This is a genomic window from Xenorhabdus sp. PB61.4, from assembly GCF_963894935.1.
Lineage (GTDB): Bacteria > Pseudomonadota > Gammaproteobacteria > Enterobacterales > Enterobacteriaceae > Xenorhabdus > Xenorhabdus stockiae.
The window spans coordinates 48,150-70,387 of record NZ_CAWQJR010000162.1 but is presented as its reverse complement, the minus strand read 5'-3'; the positions used below and the strand labels follow the sequence as shown (position 1 = coordinate 70,387).

Below are 22,238 nucleotides of genomic sequence, written 5' to 3'. Positions count from 1 at the left end.
TATCCTCTGTCGGTATCAAATAATTTCTGAAATAAAAAAGCTCTGAATTCAAAACACCTTGAATTAAAGTAACGCCTGAGTTTCTTCGAACCCGAAGCGAATATTCATACACTGCACTGCCTGCGCTGCTGCACCTTTCAGAAGATTATCCTCAGCCCCGACAATAATCAGATGCTGCCCTTGTACAGCAAAACCAATATCACAGAATGGCAACCCGACGACCCCTTTCAGGGCAGGAACACCTTTTTCATATAACCGAATAAGTGGCTTATCGTGATACGCCTGTTGATATGCATGCCTGACTTGTTCTTCTGTGATACCGGCTTTCAGCTTGCAGGTAATCGTAGCTAAGATCCCTCGCGCAAAATTGCCCAAATGGGGGGTGAAAATCACATCTATCCCTAAATGTGTAGCAATTTCCGGCTGGTGGCGATGATTGAAAACACCATAAGGCTGCAAACTGACTTCACAAAAATTGTTATTTATCGACGCCTTACGCCCGGCCCCACTTACACCACTAACAGCATTAATAACGGGCCATTGCTCTGTATCCAGCAAACCAGCTTCCAGCAGTGGTTTCAGCGAAAGCTGTGAAACCGTAGGGTAACAACCCGGAACCGCGATCAGCTGAGCTGTTTTAATTTTCTCCGCCTGCCATTCCGCCAGCCCATATACCGCCTGCTCAAGCCAATCGATATTTTTATGCTCAAATCCGTAGTATTCTGAATAAAACAGTGTATTTTGTACGCGATAGGCACCAGATAAATCAAATACGATACAACCTGCCTGTAGAAATTCCGGAGCAATGTCATGGCTGACTTCGTGTGCGGTAGCAAGGAAAACAATATCAATACCGCTTGCGGCTTCAGCCACATCAGTTAACGGCTGTAAAGGTAAATCAAGGGTTCCTTTATACTGTGGGTAAAGTTCTGACAAGCACTTTCCGGCATCAGAGCTTTGAGCTGAAACCATCAGACCCGCAAGATGTATATAAGGATGGCGTTGCAGACATGCTGCTAACTCTGCTCCGGTATAGCCACTGGCACCAACTATCAGCGTATTAAGCATGGGATTTATTCACCTTGTATTAACCCAATGTATTGTATTAACCCAATGTAGTAACCCGATTACACAATTGAATTTATATTCAATTAAATTGCATTAATATTGATACTATCTTGAATAAGGGCTGTCAACAGTGAATATTAAATTACCTACGTTTATTGAGTTATATCGCCAGCTTATCGCAGCACCTTCCATCAGTGCCGTGGACGAGGAGCTAGATCAAAGTAATGAATCGGTTATCTCTCTATTGGCTGACTGGCTGAAACAGATTGGTTTTGAAATTGAGGTTCAGCCTGTGCCGGAATCTCGCGGAAAATTTAATATGCTGGCAACGTTAGGGAGTGGCTCTGGAGGGTTACTCTTATGCGGTCATACAGACACTGTGCCATTTGATGCCGGGCGCTGGACTCAGGATCCATTCACACTGACAGAACGTGATGGCAAATTATACGGACTGGGAACTGCTGATATGAAAGGCTTCTTTGCCTTTATCATTGATGCAATACGAGATATTGATATTAGTAAGCTGTCTCATCCACTCTATATTCTGGCAACCGCAGATGAAGAAACCTCTATGGCTGGTGCCCGATATTTTGCCGCAAACGCAACTATCCGACCTGATTTTGCCATTATTGGCGAACCGACATCACTACAACCAATCCGCGCCCATAAAGGGCATGTTGCCCATGCTATCCGTATTGAAGGGAAATCCGGCCACTCCAGTGATCCGGCACGGGGTGTTAATGCTATTGATTTGATGCATGAATCCATCACACAGTTGATGAAATTACGTCATACCTTGCAGGAGCGTTACCATAATCCGGCTTTCGCCATTCCCTACCCCACCATGAATTTTGGTCATATCCACGGTGGTGATGCAGCTAACCGGATCTGTGCCTGCTGTGAGCTGCATATGGATATTCGCCCGCTACCCAGTCTGACATTACAGGATTTGAATGAAGCACTGAATGAATCACTGGAACCCGTCAAGCAGCGCTGGCCGGGACGCCTGAATGTAACAGAACTTCATCCCCCCATTCCCGGTTATGAGTGCCCGACCAATCACAAACTGGTCGGTGTCATCGAAAGACTATTAGGAACAAAAGCAGAAACCGTCAATTACTGTACGGAAGCGCCTTTTATTCAGCAACTCTGCCCGACAATAGTTCTGGGACCGGGCTCCATTGAACAGGCCCATCAACCTGATGAATATATAGAAGTGTCGATGATTGAGCCGACAAGGAAACTGATCGCCCAGATTGTGGAGCATTTTTGTTTGGGTGTGGGTTAATCTTATCCAAGATAACTTAATATCCTCCCCAGCCTGAAGGCTGGGGACTCCTGCTCACCTTATATTCCACGCCTGAATGCCAAAATTTTACGGCACACTGGATAAATACAATAAACTGACTAATATTAATTAGCCAATGGATAACATCATGAAATAAATCACAAAATAAATGTAATAATCACGTGCAGAATGACGGGTATATGAAAAAAAAGAAAATTTTAATAATCAGAATAGATTTTCTTGGAGATATGATATGTACAACACCTTTAATCCATACCATAAAGAAAACGTATCCAAATGCTGAAATTCATGTTTTAGCCAATAAATATAATGCTCCGGTGCTGGATAGAAATCCTGATATTTCATTTGTTCATACTTATGTTTATAGCAAAAATCGTGAACGCAATGTACATCCCGGGATATTAAATTCATTGATAAATAGGATTGCTCTTATTTTCCGGCTGAGAAAAATGAAATTTGATATTGGAATAATTCCGAATGGTGGATTAAATAAAAATAGCATCCAGTTTATTCGACAATTAAATATACCCGATTGTCGCTGGCACACAAAGGAAAGTGAATTTGATGATAGAGATCCCAATCATGTCACTCATAGGCCAATAAAACATGAGATTTTATCTGGATTTGACTTGATCCCCGAAGTTGAAACACCCAAGATCAATACATTAAAACCCTATGTTTATCCTGATCCAATTTTACGTGAGGAATGGATGAGAAATATAGGACAGGGAAATAAACCTAAAATAGGTTTGTTTATTTCTAACAAATCAGCAAACAGAAAATTGGATATAAGTAAGTGGGCTGATTTAGTAAAATTGATAGGAAATGAAGCTAATTTTTTTATTTTCCATGACCAAAATGAAGAAATAAAAGAACAATACTTTACTGCTCTTTCAGTTCATTATCTTAAAACAGAGCATGTTCAAGATATGATTGCAGCTACTAGCTGCATGGACATTATTGTTTCAGCCGATAGCGCTCCAGTGCACCTAAGTTCAGCATTACAAATACCTGTGGTCTCTTTGTTTGAAAATAGGCCTGAAAAATATTTACGCTGGCATCCTATTAATGTTGAAAATATCCTTTTAAAAGAAGGAAGTATAGTAAATGATATTGATGTGAGAAAAATATGTGATGCCGTCAGTTTTTTACTGAAAAAATGTTACAGCCTCTCTCTGTCTAGTGACAGCTATAGTTAATTATTTATTGGTATGTTAAGTCAATTGATTCCCCTTAATCGTAAAAAGTAAAGCAACAACAACTTAAAGCAGCATCCGTGCCATTGCTGCTTTTGTCAGCAACTATCCTCTATACCGAACAGCTTCCACGTAGCAGTTTGTACAGATACCTTTCCCAACATGAATTTCTTTCCTGATCACACTGAATATTCCTCACTGGAAATAAGCCATTTCCTAATTGACTAAAAATCCCGCTTCGCTCATTCTATTTGGACGTCTAAATGGATAGACATATAAACATTTAAGCATCTAAATATAATCGGAGAAAAACTCCGTTCGTTCACGAGGGTACAGGGTATGAGTTTCTTTCACGCTAATCATCAAGAGGCACTAAATCAGAATCTGGCTGAACTTGAAGGTCAAATTCGTGTTTCCTTCGAATTTTTTCCACCCCAAACGGCTGAAATGGAACAGACCCTGTGGAAGTCCATTGACCGTCTAAGCAAACTTAAGCCTAAGTTTGTTTCCGTGACTTATGGAGCTAATTCTGGTGAGCGTGATCGTACTCATAGCATCATTAAGGGCATCAAAGACAGAACAGGCCTTGAAGCTGCGCCTCATCTAACTTGTATTGATGCCAACCGTGAAGAATTGTGTAACATCGCCCACGATTACTGGAGTAGTGGGATTCGTCATATTGTGGCCTTGCGTGGCGATTTACCAAATGGCAGCAGTAAACCTGAAATGTACGGCGCTGATTTGGTTGAACTCTTAAAAAAAGAGGCTGATTTTGATATTTCCGTGGCGGCTTATCCGGAAGTCCATCCCGAAGCAAAAAGTGCGCAATCTGACCTGATTAACCTGAAAAGAAAAATTGATGCCGGTGCTAATCGCGCTATTACTCAATTCTTTTTTGATGTGGAAAGTTATCTTCGCTTTCGTGATCGCTGTGTTTCAACAGGAATTGATGTAGAAATCGTGCCGGGCATTTTGCCTGTCTCTAACTTCCGTCAGCTACAGCGGTTTGCGACTATGACTAATGTTCGTATCCCAAGCTGGATGACCAGAATGTTTGAAGGATTGGATGATGATCCTGAAAGCCGCAGCTTAGTGGGCGCTTCAATTGCAATGGATATGGTGAAAATTCTGAGCCGCGAAGGAGTAAAAGATTTCCATTTCTATACTCTGAACCGAGCGGAATTGAGTTATGCAATCTGCCATACATTAGGGGTTCGCCCTTGTTGAATTCCATTTCCGCCGAACTCTTTAGTTCGGCGAAGACAAAACGTCCTTACTGATTACAATCAAACGGTGACGATGTAAATCTGTGTCTCTTCCCCAACAAAACGCATCCCATTTATCAAGAAGTTCATCCATACTGGTTACCGCTGTGAGTGGGCGATCTATTTCTCCACCATCAGAAATATAAACGTGATAACCAACAGACATAGACCAAGCGATCATAATTTGCCAAAAACGTTTACCATCACCTGTCTGCTCTTCATCTGTCACGATAATCCTGTAATTATCTAACAAGAATCTGAAAAAACGCCGAGGAAAACCACTGACAGCATCCTGATGTTCAGGGCTGAAAGTACGCCAGACCATGATTTGAGTACAGGTTTCTTTATCAACAATAATGTCGTTGCGAAAAATCAGTTTGACGGCGTAAACCGTTTCGGGTTTATCACCTGATGTGATCATACGGTATTGCGCCTGCTTTAATGACTTTACAAAGCGATATCCATGTGGAGTCACAAAATCAGGCAAAATAAAATCTTTTGCGCCATTTTCAAGAAAAGAAACCGTATGTTCTACGTTTTTTTCAGAAATACGTAGTTTACGGTTAAAATCTACGTCTGCTATCAAATACGGCATCGAAATACTCTGTCCTTCATGACTGTTGTTATTCATATTTTGCCCCTCACACTGGACAAGTTGGTTTTAAATCATACAGAAATTTGAGCAATTTCCCATCAACATATCCTGTTATTTCTGGAAGTAAACCAAAACATAAATCCAACAATAATAACCATACTAACAATATTCAGGATATACCACCCAGCCTGATCGCTCATCACCATACCCACTGACAGAGAAGCAAGCATATTGGACAGATAGGTAATAAGCGAATTCACTCCCTGTAATTTATGTTTGAATGGACTCCCGATACAATAAGCAAAACCGGACAGTTTCCCATCCGGTTTCACCTTTTTTCTCATCAAGAAAACGAAATACTAACCTGTATTGCGCATCCCCGCCGCAACCCCTGCTATTGTTACCATCAGCGCCAGTTCTACGCGAGGATCAGGCTGTTCCTGCTGGCGGGAGCGTTGTAATAGCTCTGCCTGTAAAACATTCAGCGGGTCTGTATAAACATTACGCAATGCGATGGATTCAGCTATCCACGGCAGATCCGCCATCAGTTGCCCATCACGTGAAACGGCCAGAACAGTCTCGATATCGGCTAAAAGTTGATTACGCAGTTTCGTACCCAGCGACCACAGTTTTTTATCAACCAGACGTTGGTCATAATATTCTGCCAGCCATAAATCAGCCTTGGCGAAAACCATCTCCAGCATAGCGATACGCGTCGTAAAAAATGGCCAGTCACGGGACATTTCAGACAAAGTATCCTGCTGACCAGCCTCTATCACATGCTGTAATGCAGCCCCCGCACCCAGCCATGCCGGAAGCATCAGGCGGTTTTGCGTCCACGCGAAAATCCATGGAATAGCGCGCAGGCTTTCTACTCCACCTGTCGGGCGACGTTTGGCAGGGCGCGAGCCTAACGGTAATTTAGCCAGTTCCTGTTCAGGAGTTGCTGAACGAAAATAAGGTACAAATTCCGGCTGCTCGCGGACGTAATCACGATACATATCACAGGAAATATCGGAAAGCGTATCCATGATCTGCTTCCATTCAGGTTTCGGCTCTGGCGGTGGCAATAAGTTCGCCTCCAGAATGGCGCTGGCGTACATTGCCAGACTACTAATCGTCACCTGTGGCAAGCCGAACTTGAAGCGGATCATTTCTCCCTGTTCTGTTACACGCAACCCTCCTTTCAGGCTGCCAGGCGGCTGAGAAAGTAATGCCGAATGTGCCGGAGCACCACCACGCCCGATTGTTCCTCCCCGGCCGTGAAACAGTGTCAGTTTCACACCTTCTTTTTCACACACTCTGATCAGTGCATCCTGAGCACGATACTGTGCCCACGATGCTGCCATCACGCCCGCATCTTTTGCTGAGTCAGAATAGCCAATCATGACCATTTGTTTATCCTGAATCAGTTCACGATACCATTCGATATGGAGCAACTGCTGGATCACACTTTCCGCGTTATTCAGGTCATCAAGCGTTTCAAACAATGGTGCTACAGGTAATGACAATGAACAGTCCGCTGCTTTCAGCAGTAATTTCACTGCTAGTACATCTGAAGGGACTTTCGCCATAGAAATAACATAGGCAGCAATCGCATCCGGTGGCGATTCTGCAATGACTTTACAGGTTTCCAATACTTCCTGAGTTTCTGCACTTGGCTGCCAGTGACGGGGAATTAGCGGGCGTTTCGAATTCAGTTCACGCAACAAAAAGGCTTGTTTCTCTGTTTCTGACCAGCTCGCATAATCGCCCATTTCCAGATATTGGGTCAGCTCGGCAATAGCATCGGTATGACGGGTACTTTCCTGACGAATATCGATACGAACCAGTGACAGACCGAAACAACGGATACGACGCAGAATATCCAGCAACTGACCATCGGCGATAATTTCCATACCGCAGGCTTTCAGGGACTGGTAACAGGCATAGAGCGGCTGCCATAATTGATCGTTATGCAGCAATAAATCTGCCGGAGGGATAACCTGTTCACCTTTCAGGCGTTTTTCCAGATAGGCCAGCGTGTTATTTAATTGAGTACGCAACTGTTTAGCAATTTCACGATAAGGCTCGATAACCTCATCCCCCCCTGCCAGCTGACGTAGCTCTGGCGTGCATTCCGACATCGAAAGCTCGGATACCAGAACCTGAATATCCTTCAGAAACAAGTCAGCGGCTTTCCAGCGGCTAAGTAACAGCACATGGCGGGTAACTTCTGCGGTGACGTTAGGATTTCCATCCCGGTCGCCACCCATCCAGGAAGTAAAACGGATTGGCACCGCTTCCACCGGTAAGCTGTAACCGATAGATTCTTCTAGTTGCTCATTGAATTCACGCAAAAACGCTGGAACACCTTCCCACAGGCTATTTTCCACTACCGCAAAACCCCATTTGGCTTCATCAATCGGGGTAGGACGGATTTTGCGGATTTCATCGGTATGCCAGGACTGAGCAACCAACTGGCGTAAACGACGCATAATATTGTTATGCTCGTAATCAGCCAAATCATCATGATCCAGTTGTGCCAGACAGGTATTCACTTCAACCAGTTTATGGATCAGAGTGCGACGGGCAATTTCTGTCGGATGCGCGGTCAGCACCAGTTCAATGGAAAGTTCATTGACCGCCTGAACCAAATCATCATTATTGAAGTTTTTACTTTTCAGCCGTTCAAAGAGCGCTGCTAATGCAACCGGGTTACTGGCTGCTTCACCATGCGGTGAGATGCTGTGATATTGTTCAGCAGCATTGGCCAGATTAAGAAACTGGTTAAACGCTCTGGCAACCGGCAGTAATTCATCATTAGATAAATTTTGCAGTGTCGATAACAGTTGCTGGCGATCAGCGTCGTTTCCGGCACGGGATGATTTGGATAATTTCCTTATCGTTTCAACTTTATCAAGAATGTCCTTGCCCTGAGCTTCTTTGATCGTGTTTCCCAGTATCTTACCAAGCATACTGACATTACTTCGCATTGCGGAATATTGTTGATTCATGTGAGTCCTGACCTTGTGTTGCTGTATGCATATTTACCCTTCGCCTTTCAAGCTGCCTCTTTGTTGGCTGCGCTCATTCACCCCGGTCACATAGTTATCTATGCTCCCGGGGATGATTTCCCTTGCCGCCGCGATGCAACTTGAAATTCATTGGGTATATTTAATCTACTATTCATATCAGAAAACAAACAATTTGGGCGGATTTTATGAAATTTTGCTCAAAACTTTCTTTAACCTGAGTCAGACTATTGGCTTTGAAAATTCCCAACAATGAAGGAAAAACAACGAACTGTTGCTGGTAAATGGGGGCTACTTGAGCCTGCTCCAATCAAAAATAAAAGATGGAACAGGCATAAATCAAATATTCTGATAGAAAGTGCGGATTACTATAAAAGTTGCGATAAACGATTCAAATCTGACTGAATCGCACCGGCCGTGACATCACGCCCTGCGCCCGGGCCACGAATGACCAGAGGGTTATCACGATACCAGCGGCTTTCTATGGCGAACACATTATCCCCCGGTAATAACGAAGCTAAAGGATGTTCTGAACGCACCGCTTCTACTCCTACTTTAGCCTTACCTTTGGCATCAAAGCGCGCCACATAACGCAGTACCATGCCCATTTCACGCGCAGCTTCCAACCGTTTCTGCATTTGCTCATTAATCGCAGAGCTGTTTTCAAAAAACTCGTCAATCGAGCCAACGCTGGCTTCTTGTGGTACAAGTGATTCTATCCGCACCTGATCCGGCTCAATCTCATAGCCAGCCTCACGAGCCAGAATCACTAGCTTACGCATCACATCCTGACCTGAAAGATCAATGCGGGGATCAGGCTCTGTTAGCCCTTGTTGCCATGCCTGTTCCACTAGATCGCTGAAAGGAACTGTGCCATCAAACTGGAGGAACAGCCACGATAGTGTGCCAGAGAAAATCCCACTGATAGACAGGATCGTATCGCCGCTTTCCCGCAAGTCCCTGACAGAATAGTTAATGGGTAACCCTGCACCAACAGTTGCGTTATATAACCAGTGGCGGCCTGTTTTTGTAAAAGCATCCCGAATCATACGATAAGTATTACTGTCAGAGGCACCAGCAGCCTTATTAGCGCTAATCACATGGAAACCATAACTGGCAAAATCGATGTAGTTACCCGCCAACTCTTCACTCGCCGTCACATCAAGTACGACCAAATCATCATAAGGGTGTGCCCGCATCCACAAAAACAGTTCATCATCTGCATGAGTGGTGGCTTCATCATTGAAAAATGCCAATGCCCGGCTTGCATCAATCCCCTGATAATTCAGCAGGCTTCGGCGACTATCAACAATGCCTGCCAGAATGAATTCAAAATCACTGCGCGCCGAGATATTTTTCTGTTCACGCGCAAACAGCTCCAGCCAGCGTGAACCAATATTACCTTTTCCAAACAGAACCAAACCGATCTGTTTTTCTGCCCGGAACAAACTCTGATGTAGTCCCTGAATCAGATGAGATGTCTGGCCCAAGCGCAGTACAGCAACCAGACTGATATCATCTTCAGCATGCCAAATAAACTCAACCGGCTGGTCTTTAAGCTGCTGATAAAAACGGTGGCTATGCAACGGATTTTTACATACTCCTGCCCCGACCAACGCCACCAGCGAAAACCCTTCGCGCAAGGAAAGTTTTCCCGGCAAAGAGGCATCCTGTAATACTTCAAGGGCACTGTTAACTATTTCAGAGGTATAACAAAGCTGAATCAAATTGCAGTCAGTATGCAGCCCTGTCGCCAACGGCCTGATTTGGGCGCGCTTCAGCAATGAGTCGATATCTTTATAAGTTTGTTTAAAATCGAGGGCCGAAAAAAGGTGTAACTCAATCAGGCAGACATCATCGTGGCTGGTCACAATTTTTGCTCCCATCCCTGATGCCAGCACCCGTTCAATACGGGTAGAACCCTGTTCAGGCTGGTAACTGCAACGTAATTGCAAATCGATATCACTGAGCGAAACAGGCTGTAATGTTCGGGTATGAAGTACAGGAGCAGCCAGACGTGCCAGTTCACTGGCTTCATCCAGACGCAATAGTGGCAACAGGCACGCATCGCTGACTTTACGTGGGTCGGCACTGTAAACCCCGGCCACATCACTCCAGATTGTTACTTTTTTAGCACCCGCCAATGCCCCAACCTGAGTAGCAGAATAGTCACTGCCATTGCGCCCTAATAGTACGGTTTCTCCTTTGTTGTTACTGGATATGAAACCTGTCACCACCAGACGCTTATCAGAATTCTCAACTAATAACTGGCTCAATAAAGGCTGGGATAAGATAACATCAACCTGCGGCTGGGCTGCCCGTTCAGCCCGCAGGAACTGACGCGCATCCAGCCATGCACTGGAAATACCCTGAGATTCAAGCACTGCGGCCATCAGGCGTGCGGACCATATTTCGCCATGACCAACAACTTCAGCGTAGGTAATATCACTAACCGGTTTATCCAGTAATGCACTCAGCCTTTCCAAATCAGCAACAAAATCTGCGATCAGTGTTTCGGCGACAGCTTCTGGCAACAGTCCCCGGATTAATTCCTGCTGATAACGCCGTAAGGCCTGCTGAACCTGATGCGCTGAAATACGATCATTCTGGCTCAATTTCAGCCAGTCAATCAGCTGGTTCGTCGTACTCCCCGCCGCCGATACCACCATCAAATCACCCGGCTGGCTGTAGTTCGCCATAATATCCGCAACCCGCTTATAACATTTCACGTCTGCAAGGCTGCTACCGCCAAATTTATGTAACTGGCGGCCCGATTCCGCCCCCGCTATTGCCAGTTCAACCATAATGAATGCTTACCTCGTTGCCGCTGCCTGAAATGCACTATCCAGATCAGCAATTAAATCCTGACTGTCTTCTATTCCCACCGAGATACGAAGAAGTGAATCCGTAATTCCCGCCTGTTTCCTTGCTTCTGCCGACATACCGGCATGTGTCATCGTTGCGGTATGAGAAATCAATGATTCCACACCACCCAGCGATTCGGCCAGAGTAAATAATTTTAACGCAGATAAAAAGCCACGCATTGTTTGCTCATCGCCAGCAAGTTCAAAACTCAGCATCGCACCAAATCCGGCCTGCTGCCGGAGTGCTATTTCATGACCCGGATGATCTTTTAGCCCCGGATAATAGAGTTTTTTCACCTGTGGCTGCTGTTGCAGATATTCCGCAATGGCAGCCGCATTATTTTGCTGTAGAAGTACCCGGGCTGATAATGTACGAATTCCCCGCAACAGCAGATAACTGTCAAAAGCCCCGCCTGTTACGCCGATATTATTCGCCCACCATGCCAAATCCTCGGCAATAGCGGGATCTTTGGCAACCACGGCACCAGCAATTAAATCAGAGTGCCCATTCAGGTATTTTGTACAGGAATGAACAACCAAATCTGCGCCCAAATCCAGTGGTTTCTGTAAGATGGGACTCAGAAATGTGTTATCGACTACCGTTAATGCACCGGCTTCACGAGCCAGTTCACAGATGTACCGGATATCCACGATCCGCAGCAGCGGATTACTGGGTGTTTCAATTAAGACCAGTTTGGGCTTTTGGGCAAGAGCCTGCCTCAGTGCTGCACCATCCGACTGATCCACAAAAATAACATTGTAGGCTCCACGGCGGCTTAAACTGTCAAACAGGCGATAACTCCCGCCGTAGCAATCATGGGGAGCCACCAGCAGATCTCCCGGCTGTAAGAACACCGTGCATAACAGGTGAATCGCTGACATCCCGCTGCTGGTCATCACAGCCCCTGCACCGCCTTCCAGTTCAGCCAGAACCTGCTGGACAACATCACGCCCCGGATTACCGCGCCGGGAATAGTCATGCGCTCTCGGTTCATTGAATCCCGTGAAATTATACGTACTGGAAAGATAGACGGGAGGAACAACACAGCCATATTGTTCGTCAACATTGATACCACTTTGAACTGCAGCCGTTGCTTGTTTACAACCCGCTATTTGTTTAAACCCCATAGCTCTACCCATTATTGTATTTTAGGAGTGACAGAAGAATAACCTCCAGAAATATAGACGTCAATACATCTAGACATCCAAAATGATTTGCGCTTTAATAATACAATCCGTCTATTACCCCTGTTTTGATGTCAGATTAGGGCATATTTTCTGAAATCCTTAACCGTAGCGATATAGTCGATAGGGGAAATATGCTAAAATGCGGAATTATCGACACGAACATAGTTCAGAAATAATTTCTTTTATTTCTGATTTCAATTGCTTGATTTAAAACTATTTAAGGTATCTCATGGCTGAGTGGAATGGTGAGTATGTCAGCCCTTATGCTGAACATGGCAAAAAAAGTGAACAAGTCAAAAAGATTACGGTTTCAATTCCATTAAAGGTATTGAAGATACTGACTGATGAACGCACCCGCCGTCAGGTAAATAATCTGCGTCACGCAACAAACAGCGAATTACTGTGTGAAGCATTTCTCCATGCATTCACCGGACAGCCTCTGCCTGACGACGACGATTTACGCAAAGAGCGTCATGATGAAATTCCTGAAGCAGCCAAAGAGATAATGCGTGAGTGTGGGATTGATCCCGATACTTGGGAATATTGATATCTCTTTTATCTCAAGTCGTTGTTTATATGCTGTACTGCGACTTGAAATCAATCAGATGCAGGCAGTTAAAATTGCATTCGTTTAAAACAAAAACGCCCGGCGTATACACCGGGCGTTTTTGTTGGCAGTAAGAATTACTTCTTAGCACCTGGAACGCTGAAACGTTTGTTAAAGCGATCAACACGACCACCAGTCGCAACGTCACGCTGCTTACCAGTGTAGAACGGGTGGCATGCACCACAAACGTCCAAGTTCACATCGTGACCGGTAGATTTGATTTTGATAACGTTACCGCAAGAACAGGATGCAGTAATTTCTTCGTATTTAGGGTGAATACCTTGTCTCATGGGGAAAACCTCTGTTAAGGCCGTGTCGCTATCCGGCCTTATTGCCGCCAGACACCACACGTCGTGTTGATTAAAATAAGTTTGGTAATTTTTATACCAAAGGCGGCGGATCATACAGAATATCGTTTTATCGCGCAATGAAATCTGCTGAGTTGCTATGATACTCTTTGTTTATATGTTTGCCATTAATCATCCGGAAATTACTTTATGACAGTTGTTCAGGTTGCGTTACCTGTCCCTTTGGCCCGCTCTTTTGATTACCTGTTACCCGAAGGATTGCCCGTTCCTGCCCTTGGAATACGGGTACGGGTGCCTTTTGGCAAACGCAGTGCAATTGGTGTTGTCACCGGGATCACCGACAACAGTGAATTCGCGCCTGAACAACTGAAATCAATTACTGAACTTCTTGATGAAGCTACCCTGTTCCCTGACGATCTCTGGCAATTACTCCAATGGTCTGCCCACTATTATCACTACCCACTCGGGGAAGTTCTTTTTCACGCTATGCCTGTTTTGCTGCGGCAGGGCAAACCAGCAGAATTTTCCCCTCTCTGGCAATGGCAAATCACAGAAACCGGCCAGCAAGTGCCACCAGAACAGCTTAAACGCTCCGCTAAACAGCAACAGGCATTAGCCAAACTGCACCAGCAATCCGTTTATCGCCATCAGGTTTCTGAATTAGAAATCAGCGAAAGTGCACTACAGGCACTGAAAAAAAAGGGGTTCATTGATTTGCATCCGGTACAGCCGGAAGCAGAGAACTGGCGGGAACATTTTCAGATTATCGGCGAACGGCTGAAACTCAACACCGAACAGGCCACCGCAGTTGGCGCGATTCGCGCAGAAGATAAAACTTTCGCTCCCTGGTTACTTGCTGGTATCACGGGTTCAGGTAAAACCGAGGTTTATCTGAGTGTACTGGAAAATATTCTGGAGCAGGGAAAACAGGCGCTGATTTTAGTTCCCGAAATTGGTTTAACACCCCAGACTATTCGCCGATTCAGAGAACGTTTCAATGCACCTGTCGATGTACTGCATTCGGCTTTAAATGACAGTGAAAGGTTATCCGTATGGTTAAGAGCCAGACGGGGAGAAAATGCGATTGTTATCGGCACCCGCTCCGCACTGTTTACACCTTTTGCCCACTTAGGTGTCATCATTATTGATGAAGAACATGACAGCTCCTATAAACAACAGGAAGGCTGGCGTTATCACGCCCGTGATCTGGCGGTATTCCGGGCCAAAAAAGAGAGCATTCCCATTATTCTGGGAACCGCAACTCCTGCACTGGAAACACTGCACAATGTACAGCAGGGTAAATATCGGCAACTCACTTTGACAAAACGGGCCGGTCACGCCAAACCAGCTACTCAACACCTGCTTGATATGAAAGGATTACCGCTGACTGTCGGTCTATCTCAGCCACTGATTAACCGCATTAGAGAACATCTAAAAGCTGATAATCAGGTTATTCTGTTCCTGAATCGACGCGGTTATTCGCCTGCCCTGCTCTGCCATGAATGTGGCTGGATAGCAGAATGTCAGCGTTGTGATCACTATTACACCCTTCATCAGAATCATCGCCATCTGCGCTGTCATCACTGTGACAGCCAACGTCCTATCCCACGCCAATGCCCACAATGTGGGACAACAAATCTCATCCCGGTAGGGCTGGGAACGGAGCAACTTGAGGATGGTATCAGCCAACTATTTCCCGATATTCCGGTTACCCGTATCGATAGAGATACCACCAGCCGCAAAGGGGCTTTAGAGCAACAACTGGCTGACGTTCATCAGGGAGGAGCCCGTATTCTAATCGGAACCCAAATGCTGGCAAAAGGCCACCATTTCCCTGATGTCACACTCGTCGCTTTACTGGATGTGGATGGTGCCCTGTTTTCTGCCGACTTTCGTGCCGCTGAGCGCTTTGCTCAACTATATACTCAGGTTTCCGGCCGGGCAGGACGCGCTGGCAAACAGGGAGAAGTCGTCCTTCAGACTCACCATCCTGACCATCCGCTTTTGCAGGTATTGCTGGAAAAAGGCTATGACGCATTTGCCCGACAAGCAATAGAAGAACGCCAGCAGGTTCTTCTGCCCCCTTTTGTCAGCCATATCATGCTACGATCAGAAGATCACGATAATCAGCAGTCCCCTGCTTTTTTACAGCAAATGCGCCAACTACTTGAACAACACCCCCTGTATAATGACCAGCTCTGGATTATGGGCCCTGTTCCCGCCTTACAGGCAAAACGCAGTGGTCGTTATCGCTGGCAATTACTGGTGCAGCATCCTTCGCGTATTTATCTCCAGAAAATGATGACTGAGGTCTATCCGGGCATTACAGCACTGCCTCTGGCACGTAAAGTAAAATGGAATATTGATGTCGATCCGACTGAAGGCTAATAAAAATTCAAAACTAAGCAGAACCCCATGAAAAACAGTGAAACTTATTTCCTTAATTTGCGAAGCAGCTCTAAGAAATGATGCGTATCACATTTTTTATGCAAACAAAGTAACGGCTTGAACTGTTAATCTGTTTAAAATGGATTTATTAATATGACTGTAGAAAACGAATCCGCCAGCGTTTCCCCACAGAAATGGCTGGCGTTTTTTTACTTTCGTTTTTTGACATTAACTTTTTTAACTTTGCGGATAGCAATCGTTTCACTGCCTGTAGAAAGCGAGGAGTGGCTATGGAAAAAAAGAATTGTGCATTGGCGACAATGAAAGATGTAGCCAAAGTAGCGGGTGTTTCTACCGCAACTGTATCAAGAACGCTAATGAATCCTGATAAAGTTTCTGCGCACACCCGCCAAAAAGTAGAAAATGCAGTACTGGAAGTGGGTTACTATCCCCATAATCTCGCGAAAAATTTAAGGCGGAATGAATCCAGAGCAATTCTGGTCATTGTTCCTAATATCTGCGACCCTTTCTTCAATGAAATTATTCGTGGCATTGAAGAGGCCGCAGCACAACATGGTTATCTGGTTCTGATTGGTGACTGTAAACACCAGCAACAGCAGGAACATGCCTTTATTAACCTGCTTATCACCAAACGTATTGATGGCATGATACTGCTCGGTTCAAACATTCCATTCGATGTTTCCAAAGAGGAACAGAAAAATATGCCTCCTATGGTGATGGCCAACGAATTTGCGCCTGAGCTGGAACTTCCCACCGTCCACATTGATAACCTGACCTCTGCCTTCAATGCCACGCACCACCTGCAAGCTCTAGGCCATAAGCGCATTGCCTGTATCACCGGCCCAGAATCAATGCCCCTGTGCCAATATCGGCTCCAGGGTTACATTCAGGCATTACGCCGTGCCGGTCTGCCTATCCGGGATGAATACATTATCAGAGGCGATTTTACTCATGAAAGTGGCGCTGAATTAGCAGAAAAACTGCTCACCCTAACAAATCCACCCAGTGCTATTTTCTGCCATAGTGATGTCATGGCCATCGGGGCAATGTGGCAAGCTAAAAAAATGGGGTTAAAATTACCAGAAGATCTTTCCATTATTGGTTTTGATAATATCAGCACAGCGCAATATAGCGATCCCCCTCTGACAACCGTGGCGCAGCCATGTTATGAAATTGGGCATAACTCAATGCTTTTGCTGCTGGAACAGCTTCAGGGCCGTATGGTTTCGAAAGGTTCACGATTACTGGATGCAGAACTTCTTATTCGAGGAAGTACTTGCTCGCCTAAAAGCTAGGCAAAGAAAGGCATGTTCAGTAACATTAGGTATCTATTCCTTAATTTTTTTATAACTCAGCGAATTAAATACAGTGGCACAACGAGATTATGTGGGTCGCGGGCATTCTAATCCCCGCAAGAAAGGTTCTGGTAAGAAAAAAAATCAGGCTAAAGGGCTGCCTAAAACACTATTAGTCATTGCTGTAGCTCTGGTCGTCACGTTTATTGGCGGGCTTTATTTCATCGTACACACTAAACATGAAAGTGAAAAAAATATACCGCCAGTTGCTCACCAGCCTAAAGGCCATAGTCTGCCACCAAAACCAGAGGAACGCTGGAGCTATATTAAAGAGCTGGAAAACCGGCCTGTGGGTCTGCCATCAATTCAGGATCCATCGCTAACAACAGGCCAGCCAAACAACCGGCCAGCGGAACTGACCCCAGAGCAGCGCCAGTTACTTGAACAGATGCAGGCCGATATGCGCCAGACGCCTGTCCAATTGACTGAAGTCCCCTATAACAGCGAGCCAGTACCCCGCTCACGTGTGATTATCAACCCACCGTCACAACAGCCGCCTTCAGAATACGCGCCACAGCAAAATAAGCCGTCAGTGCCACTACAGTCGCCTCAGGCTCAGATGCCTCAGTCGCAAGCATCCAATGAGACCAATAAGCCCAAGACAGAGACGAATGGCTCCCGAATAATGTTACAATGCGGTTCGTTCCGTACGATGGAACAGGCGGAATCTGTCCGTGCCAACCTTGCGCTGGCAGGTATTGAGAGTAAGATCACAACCAAGGACAGTTGGAATCGGGTGGTATTAGGGCCGTATAAAAACAGAGAAAGTGCAGAAAAAATGCATAGACGTGTGACTAATACAGGTATTCCCAGCTGTATTCTCCGCCCTGCCGGGGGTTGAAAAACCAAAAAGTTCCCCCCATCTTGATTTCTAATAACGTGCACACGCTGTTTTTGATAAACAATGTGGCTTACAGCTAAGGTTTTGGTAAGCAAAAGTATCGTGTGTACCATCTTCTATTTTGTAACCAGGGGCTAACTCGTGACTACAATCGTAAGTGTTCGCCGTAATGGCCAGGTCGTCATCGGTGGTGATGGACAAGCAACAATGGGCCATACCGTTATGAAAGGCAATGTCCGTAAGGTACGCCGCCTTTATAATGACAAGGTTATCGCGGGTTTTGCCGGCGGTACCGCTGATGCCTTCACCCTGTTCGAACTGTTTGAACGCAAACTGGAAATGCATCAGGGCCACCTGACCAAAGCTGCTGTTGAGCTTGCAAAAGATTGGCGGACAGACAGAATGCTCCGTAAGCTGGAAGCCCTGCTTGCTGTTGCAGATGAAAATGCATCTCTGATTATTACAGGTAATGGTGACGTGATTCAGCCAGAAAATGATCTCATCGCTATTGGCTCCGGTGGTTCATATGCACAGGCAGCTGCGCGCGCAATGCTGGAAACCACTGAACTCAGTGCCCGGGAAATCGCAGAACGCGCCCTGACTATCGCTGGCGATATCTGTATCTACACCAACCAAAATCATAACTTCGAAGAACTGCCTTCAAAAGCGTAAGGATAGATAGCATGTCTGAAATGACTCCTCGCGAAATTGTCAGCGAACTTGACAACCACATCATCGGTCAGGATAAAGCAAAGCGTGCTGTTGCCATCGCTCTGCGTAACCGCTGGCGTCGTATGCAGTTGGATGAATCACTGCGTTATGAAGTGACTCCGAAAAATATTCTGATGATTGGCCCAACTGGTGTAGGTAAAACCGAAATCGCCCGTCGTCTGGCTAAACTGGCCAATGCGCCTTTTATCAAAGTGGAAGCAACAAAATTCACTGAAGTGGGTTATGTCGGTAAGGAAGTTGATTCCATCATCCGCGATCTGACTGATGCGGCAGTAAAAATGGTACGCTTGCAATCCATTGAGAAAAACCGCTATCGCGCTGAAGAACTGGCAGAAGAACGTATTCTGGATGTTCTGTTACCACCAGCGAAAAACAACTGGGGGCAAGCTGAAGAGCAACCAGAACAATCCTCTACCCGTCAGGCATTCCGCAAGAAACTGCGTGAAGGTCAGCTGGATGAGAAAGAGATCGAAATCGAAGTGGCAGCTGCCCCGGTTGGTGTTGAGATCATGGCTCCTCCTGGCATGGAAGAAATGACTAACCAGTTGCAGTCTATGTTCCAGAATCTGTCTGGTCAGCGTCAAAAAAGCCGTAAGATGAAGATCAAAGACGCATTCAAATTGCTGGTGGAAGAAGAAGCTGCGAAGCTGGTGAACCCTGAAGAGCTGAAACAGCAGGCAATTGATGCCGTTGAACAGCACGGTATCGTCTTTATTGATGAAATCGATAAAATTTGTAAACGCGGTCAAACCTCCGGCCCGGATGTTTCCCGTGAAGGTGTCCAGCGTGACCTGCTGCCACTGGTTGAAGGCTGTACTGTTTCCACCAAACATGGTATGGTAAAAACTGATCATATTCTGTTCATTGCTTCCGGCGCATTTCAGGTTTCCAGCCCTTCCGATTTGATCCCGGAACTACAGGGTCGTCTGCCTATCCGCGTCGAGCTGGAAGCATTGACTACTGAAGATTTTGAACGCATCCTGACTGAACCAAATGCTTCACTGACAGAACAGTACAAGGCATTAATGGCAACAGAAGGCATGCACATTGAATTTACCACTGATGGTATTCGCAAAATAGCAGAAGCAGCATGGCAGGTTAATGAAACAACCGAAAATATTGGTGCCCGCCGCCTGCATACTGTTCTTGAGCGCATGATGGAAGATATCTCTTTCGACGCCAGCGAATCTCAGGGTCAGTCAGTTGAAATCAACGCTGACTACGTCAAATCACACTTAGACGAACTGGTCGCTGATGAAGATCTGAGTCGATTCATCCTGTAATTGATCTGGATCCTGCTTAGTAACAGTAAAAATGGAATGGGAGGCTTGCCTCCCATTTCTCTATTCTGCTTAAATCAAAATTTATCACATATGACATATTTGATGACAATATGAACTCAACAACGACAAGCAGTCAAATGCAGGCATGGCTGGAAAGTTTGCGTCCGAAAACCCTCCCGCTGGCGATAGCGGCAATTATGACAGGTTCAGCCCTTGCTTCATGGACCGGTCATTTTAGCTGGCCTGTGGCATTATTAGCCTTCCTGACAGCCTCCCTGCTGCAAATTCTGTCTAACCTTGCTAATGATTATGGTGACGTCGCCAAAGGCAGTGATACCGAAAAGCGTATCGGCCCAATGCGGGGTATGCAGAAGGGCCTGATTACAGCCCAACAAATGAAAACCGCGTTAAAAATTACCGTGCTGCTCTCCTGTTTGTCAGGCATTGCTCTTATCGTCGTAGCCTGTCATAGCCTTGGCGATATTATCGGTTTTCTGGGATTAGGTTTACTGGCAATTATTGCAGCCATTACTTATACCGTTGGTGCTAAACCTTATGGCTATATGGGGCTGGGTGACCTTTCTGTCCTGATATTCTTTGGCTGGCTCAGTGTTCTTGGCACGTATTATTTACAGGCCCATACTTTTTCCTTAAGTACCGTTCTGCCAGCAACGGCCTGTGGTTTACTCTCTGTAGCTGTGCTGAATATTAATAACCTGCGGGATATCGAAACAGACAGCCAGAATGGCAAAAATACACTGGCAGTCAGGCTCGGTGGCAAAAAAGCACGCTATTATCACGCTGCCCTGCTTACAGGAGCTATGTTCTGTTTTATCGCCTTTACACTTCTGTACCTGAACAACAGCGGGTATAGCTGGTTATTTCTGCTGGCCTTCCCCATGCTACTGAAGCATGTACTACAGGTACTGCGCGATCCAACAGCCGAAGGTATGCGTCCTCAATTAGTACAGATGGTCAAAGTGGCACTCCTGACCAATATCCTGTTTTCGATTGGGCTGATACTTAATTAAGCGAGTACATATCAATTTTATCCTCACGTTTTAAGATTGATGATTTTGCCAACGCTAGTCTTAAAAGGATATACTGTCCGTTCCTTGCATAAACCAGACGTAAATCCCATGAAATATGATACTTCCGAACTTTGTGATATCTATCAAGAAGATGTGAATGTGGTAGAACCATTATTTTCCAACTTTGGTGGGCGTACTTCATTTGGTGGTCAAATCATCACGGTGAAATGTTTTGAAGACAACGGTCTGCTCTATGACTTGCTGGAAGAGCCAGGACGCGGGCGCATTTTACTGGTTGATGGTGGCGGATCGGTACGCAAGGCCCTGCTCGATGCCGAGCTGGCCCAGCTTGCTGTCAATAACGAATGGGAAGGTATCGTCATTTATGGCGCTGTGCGTCAGGTAGATTACCTTGCTGAATTTGATATTGGTATTCAGGCGATGGCAGCAATTCCTGCTGGCTCCAGCAGTGAAGGCATCGGGGACAGCGATATCAGAGTGAATTTTGGCGGAGTGACTTTCTTTTCCGGTGATTATCTTTATGCAGACAACACAGGAATGATTTTGTCAGAAGTTCCGCTGGAAATAGATGGGGATGAAGATAATGATGAAGTGTCATAACTTATAGCCTAGCCATCACTCCTTACCATTGATAAAAAAGGGCGCAGTAATTATCGCCCTTTTTTTGCAAAATAATTTCTGCAAAACTATCTTTCGGTAAAGCCAGCGGATACTTTATTGTACGTCTTCCATTTTACCCAACAAGGTACGTAAGCGTTCTTGCCATGCTGATTGTTCTTGTTTGAGCTGCTCATTTTCACGTACCAGTGAATCACGGCTGTCTGTCGCATTCTGGACATCCTGAGATAACACTGCGTTCTGTTCTTTTAATTCTTCAATTTCCATTTGCAGCAAAGTAATGGTATCAATTGCCTGCTGAACTTTAGATTCCAGCTTTTCAAAAACTTCAAATGACATTCTCGAGCCCCTCTTATAAGCAATGCCTTGATTGTATTTAGCCTGTTAACGACTGTCTAGTTTCATACTTCTAATGTGTGGCATATACCCTTCATCTTGCGAGCGACCTCCTTATTTATGACATGAGGTAACCCGAAATTTACCGGGTATGACGAGAAATATAGTGACTAATCCTAAATGAAGATAAGATCACAT

General features: G+C 45.4%; 19 protein-coding genes. 11 read left to right on the top strand and 8 right to left on the bottom strand.

From position 1 onward, the window contains the following. Positions 1-63: 63 nt before the first annotated feature. Entirely contained in the window at positions 64-1,068 is a 1,005-nt protein-coding gene (argC, locus tag AACX68_RS11640; protein WP_228858008.1) for an N-acetyl-gamma-glutamyl-phosphate reductase, read from the bottom strand. Positions 1,069-1,198: 130 nt separating this feature from the next. Here argC and argE point away from each other — a divergent pair, with 130 nt between their 5' ends. The 3 genes from argE (at position 1,199) to metF (ending at position 4,800) form a co-directional block, all read left to right on the top strand. Beyond that, complete coding sequence (gene argE, locus AACX68_RS11635) at positions 1,199-2,356, top strand: acetylornithine deacetylase (protein WP_228858007.1); 1,158 nt, start codon at positions 1,199-1,201, stop codon at positions 2,354-2,356. 200 nt (positions 2,357-2,556) lie between these two features. Continuing rightward, positions 2,557-3,576 (top strand): glycosyltransferase family 9 protein, encoded by a 1,020-nt coding sequence (locus AACX68_RS11630; RefSeq protein ID WP_228858006.1) that lies wholly within the window; start codon positions 2,557-2,559, stop codon positions 3,574-3,576. Between the two features lie 336 nt (positions 3,577-3,912). Beyond that, on the top strand, positions 3,913-4,800 hold the full coding sequence (metF, locus tag AACX68_RS11625) for a methylenetetrahydrofolate reductase (protein ID WP_099111258.1): 888 nt from the start codon (positions 3,913-3,915) through the stop codon (positions 4,798-4,800). A 21-nt stretch (positions 4,801-4,821) separates the two neighbouring features. On the opposite strand, the gene AACX68_RS11620 is transcribed toward metF, so the two are convergent. The 5 genes from AACX68_RS11620 to metB form a co-directional block, all read right to left on the bottom strand. After that, positions 4,822-5,469 (bottom strand): hypothetical protein, encoded by a 648-nt coding sequence (locus tag AACX68_RS11620; protein ID WP_228858005.1) that lies wholly within the window; start codon positions 5,467-5,469, stop codon positions 4,822-4,824. A 62-nt stretch (positions 5,470-5,531) separates the two neighbouring features. Then, positions 5,532-5,765 carry a hypothetical protein gene (locus tag AACX68_RS11615; protein WP_228858004.1) on the bottom strand — a complete coding sequence of 78 codons (234 nt, stop codon included), beginning with the start codon at positions 5,763-5,765 and terminating at the stop codon, positions 5,532-5,534. 27 nt (positions 5,766-5,792) lie between these two features. Further along, positions 5,793-8,429: a phosphoenolpyruvate carboxylase gene (gene ppc, locus AACX68_RS11610; RefSeq protein WP_228858003.1), complete on the bottom strand. Its 2,637-nt coding sequence runs from the start codon at positions 8,427-8,429 to the stop codon at positions 5,793-5,795. 386 nt (positions 8,430-8,815) lie between these two features. Then, on the bottom strand, positions 8,816-11,251 hold the full coding sequence (locus tag AACX68_RS11605; protein WP_228858002.1) for a bifunctional aspartate kinase/homoserine dehydrogenase II: 2,436 nt from the start codon (positions 11,249-11,251) through the stop codon (positions 8,816-8,818). A gap of 9 nt (positions 11,252-11,260) precedes the next feature. After that, positions 11,261-12,439 carry a cystathionine gamma-synthase gene (metB, locus tag AACX68_RS11600; protein WP_228858001.1) on the bottom strand — a complete coding sequence of 393 codons (1,179 nt, stop codon included), beginning with the start codon at positions 12,437-12,439 and terminating at the stop codon, positions 11,261-11,263. 289 nt (positions 12,440-12,728) lie between these two features. On the opposite strand from metB, the gene metJ reads away from it, so the two are divergent. Beyond that, entirely contained in the window at positions 12,729-13,046 is a 318-nt protein-coding gene (gene metJ / locus AACX68_RS11595; RefSeq protein ID WP_099111253.1) for a met regulon transcriptional regulator MetJ, read from the top strand. 137 nt (positions 13,047-13,183) lie between these two features. On the opposite strand, the gene rpmE is transcribed toward metJ, so the two are convergent. Further along, the gene (rpmE, locus tag AACX68_RS11590) at positions 13,184-13,396 is read right to left on the bottom strand and encodes a 50S ribosomal protein L31 (protein WP_099111252.1); all 213 of its coding nucleotides are present in this window, start codon (positions 13,394-13,396) and stop codon (positions 13,184-13,186) included. 207 nt (positions 13,397-13,603) lie between these two features. Between rpmE and priA the strand changes: the two genes are divergently transcribed. From priA to rraA, 7 genes are all read left to right on the top strand, one after another. Then, a complete protein-coding gene (gene priA, locus AACX68_RS11585) occupies positions 13,604-15,802 on the top strand; it encodes a primosomal protein N' (protein WP_228858000.1) in 2,199 nt (732 codons plus the stop codon). Positions 15,803-16,092: 290 nt separating this feature from the next. Next, a complete protein-coding gene (cytR, locus tag AACX68_RS11580) occupies positions 16,093-17,118 on the top strand; it encodes a DNA-binding transcriptional regulator CytR (protein ID WP_228857999.1) in 1,026 nt (341 codons plus the stop codon). 73 nt (positions 17,119-17,191) lie between these two features. Continuing rightward, positions 17,192-18,019: a cell division protein FtsN gene (gene ftsN, locus AACX68_RS11575; protein ID WP_228857998.1), complete on the top strand. Its 828-nt coding sequence runs from the start codon at positions 17,192-17,194 to the stop codon at positions 18,017-18,019. 141 nt (positions 18,020-18,160) lie between these two features. After that, positions 18,161-18,691 carry an ATP-dependent protease subunit HslV gene (gene hslV / locus AACX68_RS11570; RefSeq protein WP_099120862.1) on the top strand — a complete coding sequence of 177 codons (531 nt, stop codon included), beginning with the start codon at positions 18,161-18,163 and terminating at the stop codon, positions 18,689-18,691. 11 nt (positions 18,692-18,702) lie between these two features. After that, a complete protein-coding gene (gene hslU, locus AACX68_RS11565; protein WP_099111247.1) occupies positions 18,703-20,034 on the top strand; it encodes an HslU--HslV peptidase ATPase subunit in 1,332 nt (443 codons plus the stop codon). Positions 20,035-20,144: 110 nt separating this feature from the next. Continuing rightward, the gene (locus AACX68_RS11560; protein WP_228857997.1) at positions 20,145-21,065 is read left to right on the top strand and encodes a 1,4-dihydroxy-2-naphthoate polyprenyltransferase; all 921 of its coding nucleotides are present in this window, start codon (positions 20,145-20,147) and stop codon (positions 21,063-21,065) included. A 108-nt stretch (positions 21,066-21,173) separates the two neighbouring features. Further along, complete coding sequence (rraA, locus tag AACX68_RS11555) at positions 21,174-21,686, top strand: ribonuclease E activity regulator RraA (protein WP_228857996.1); 513 nt, start codon at positions 21,174-21,176, stop codon at positions 21,684-21,686. A gap of 114 nt (positions 21,687-21,800) precedes the next feature. On the opposite strand, the gene zapB is transcribed toward rraA, so the two are convergent. Beyond that, positions 21,801-22,043 carry a cell division protein ZapB gene (gene zapB / locus AACX68_RS11550; RefSeq protein ID WP_099111244.1) on the bottom strand — a complete coding sequence of 81 codons (243 nt, stop codon included), beginning with the start codon at positions 22,041-22,043 and terminating at the stop codon, positions 21,801-21,803. Positions 22,044-22,238: the final 195 nt, after the last annotated feature.

What these genes read in the sequence shown, in the direction of transcription:
- argC (WP_228858008.1), bottom strand. Translation starts at nt 1,068, where the DNA reads ATGCTTAATACGCTGATAGTTGGTGCCAGTGGCTATACCGGAGCAGAG.
- AACX68_RS11630 (WP_228858006.1), top strand. Translation starts at nt 2,557, where the DNA reads ATGAAAAAAAAGAAAATTTTAATAATCAGAATAGATTTTCTTGGAGAT.
- metF (WP_099111258.1), top strand. Translation starts at nt 3,913, where the DNA reads ATGAGTTTCTTTCACGCTAATCATCAAGAGGCACTAAATCAGAATCTG.
- AACX68_RS11620 (WP_228858005.1), bottom strand. Translation starts at nt 5,469, where the DNA reads ATGAATAACAACAGTCATGAAGGACAGAGTATTTCGATGCCGTATTTG.
- ppc (WP_228858003.1), bottom strand. Translation starts at nt 8,429, where the DNA reads ATGAATCAACAATATTCCGCAATGCGAAGTAATGTCAGTATGCTTGGT.
- AACX68_RS11605 (WP_228858002.1), bottom strand. Translation starts at nt 11,251, where the DNA reads ATGGTTGAACTGGCAATAGCGGGGGCGGAATCGGGCCGCCAGTTACAT.
- metB (WP_228858001.1), bottom strand. Translation starts at nt 12,439, where the DNA reads ATGGGGTTTAAACAAATAGCGGGTTGTAAACAAGCAACGGCTGCAGTT.
- metJ (WP_099111253.1), top strand. Translation starts at nt 12,729, where the DNA reads ATGGCTGAGTGGAATGGTGAGTATGTCAGCCCTTATGCTGAACATGGC.
- rpmE (WP_099111252.1), bottom strand. Translation starts at nt 13,396, where the DNA reads ATGAGACAAGGTATTCACCCTAAATACGAAGAAATTACTGCATCCTGT.
- priA (WP_228858000.1), top strand. Translation starts at nt 13,604, where the DNA reads ATGACAGTTGTTCAGGTTGCGTTACCTGTCCCTTTGGCCCGCTCTTTT.
- cytR (WP_228857999.1), top strand. Translation starts at nt 16,093, where the DNA reads ATGGAAAAAAAGAATTGTGCATTGGCGACAATGAAAGATGTAGCCAAA.
- hslU (WP_099111247.1), top strand. Translation starts at nt 18,703, where the DNA reads ATGTCTGAAATGACTCCTCGCGAAATTGTCAGCGAACTTGACAACCAC.
- AACX68_RS11560 (WP_228857997.1), top strand. Translation starts at nt 20,145, where the DNA reads ATGAACTCAACAACGACAAGCAGTCAAATGCAGGCATGGCTGGAAAGT.
- rraA (WP_228857996.1), top strand. Translation starts at nt 21,174, where the DNA reads ATGAAATATGATACTTCCGAACTTTGTGATATCTATCAAGAAGATGTG.
- zapB (WP_099111244.1), bottom strand. Translation starts at nt 22,043, where the DNA reads ATGTCATTTGAAGTTTTTGAAAAGCTGGAATCTAAAGTTCAGCAGGCA.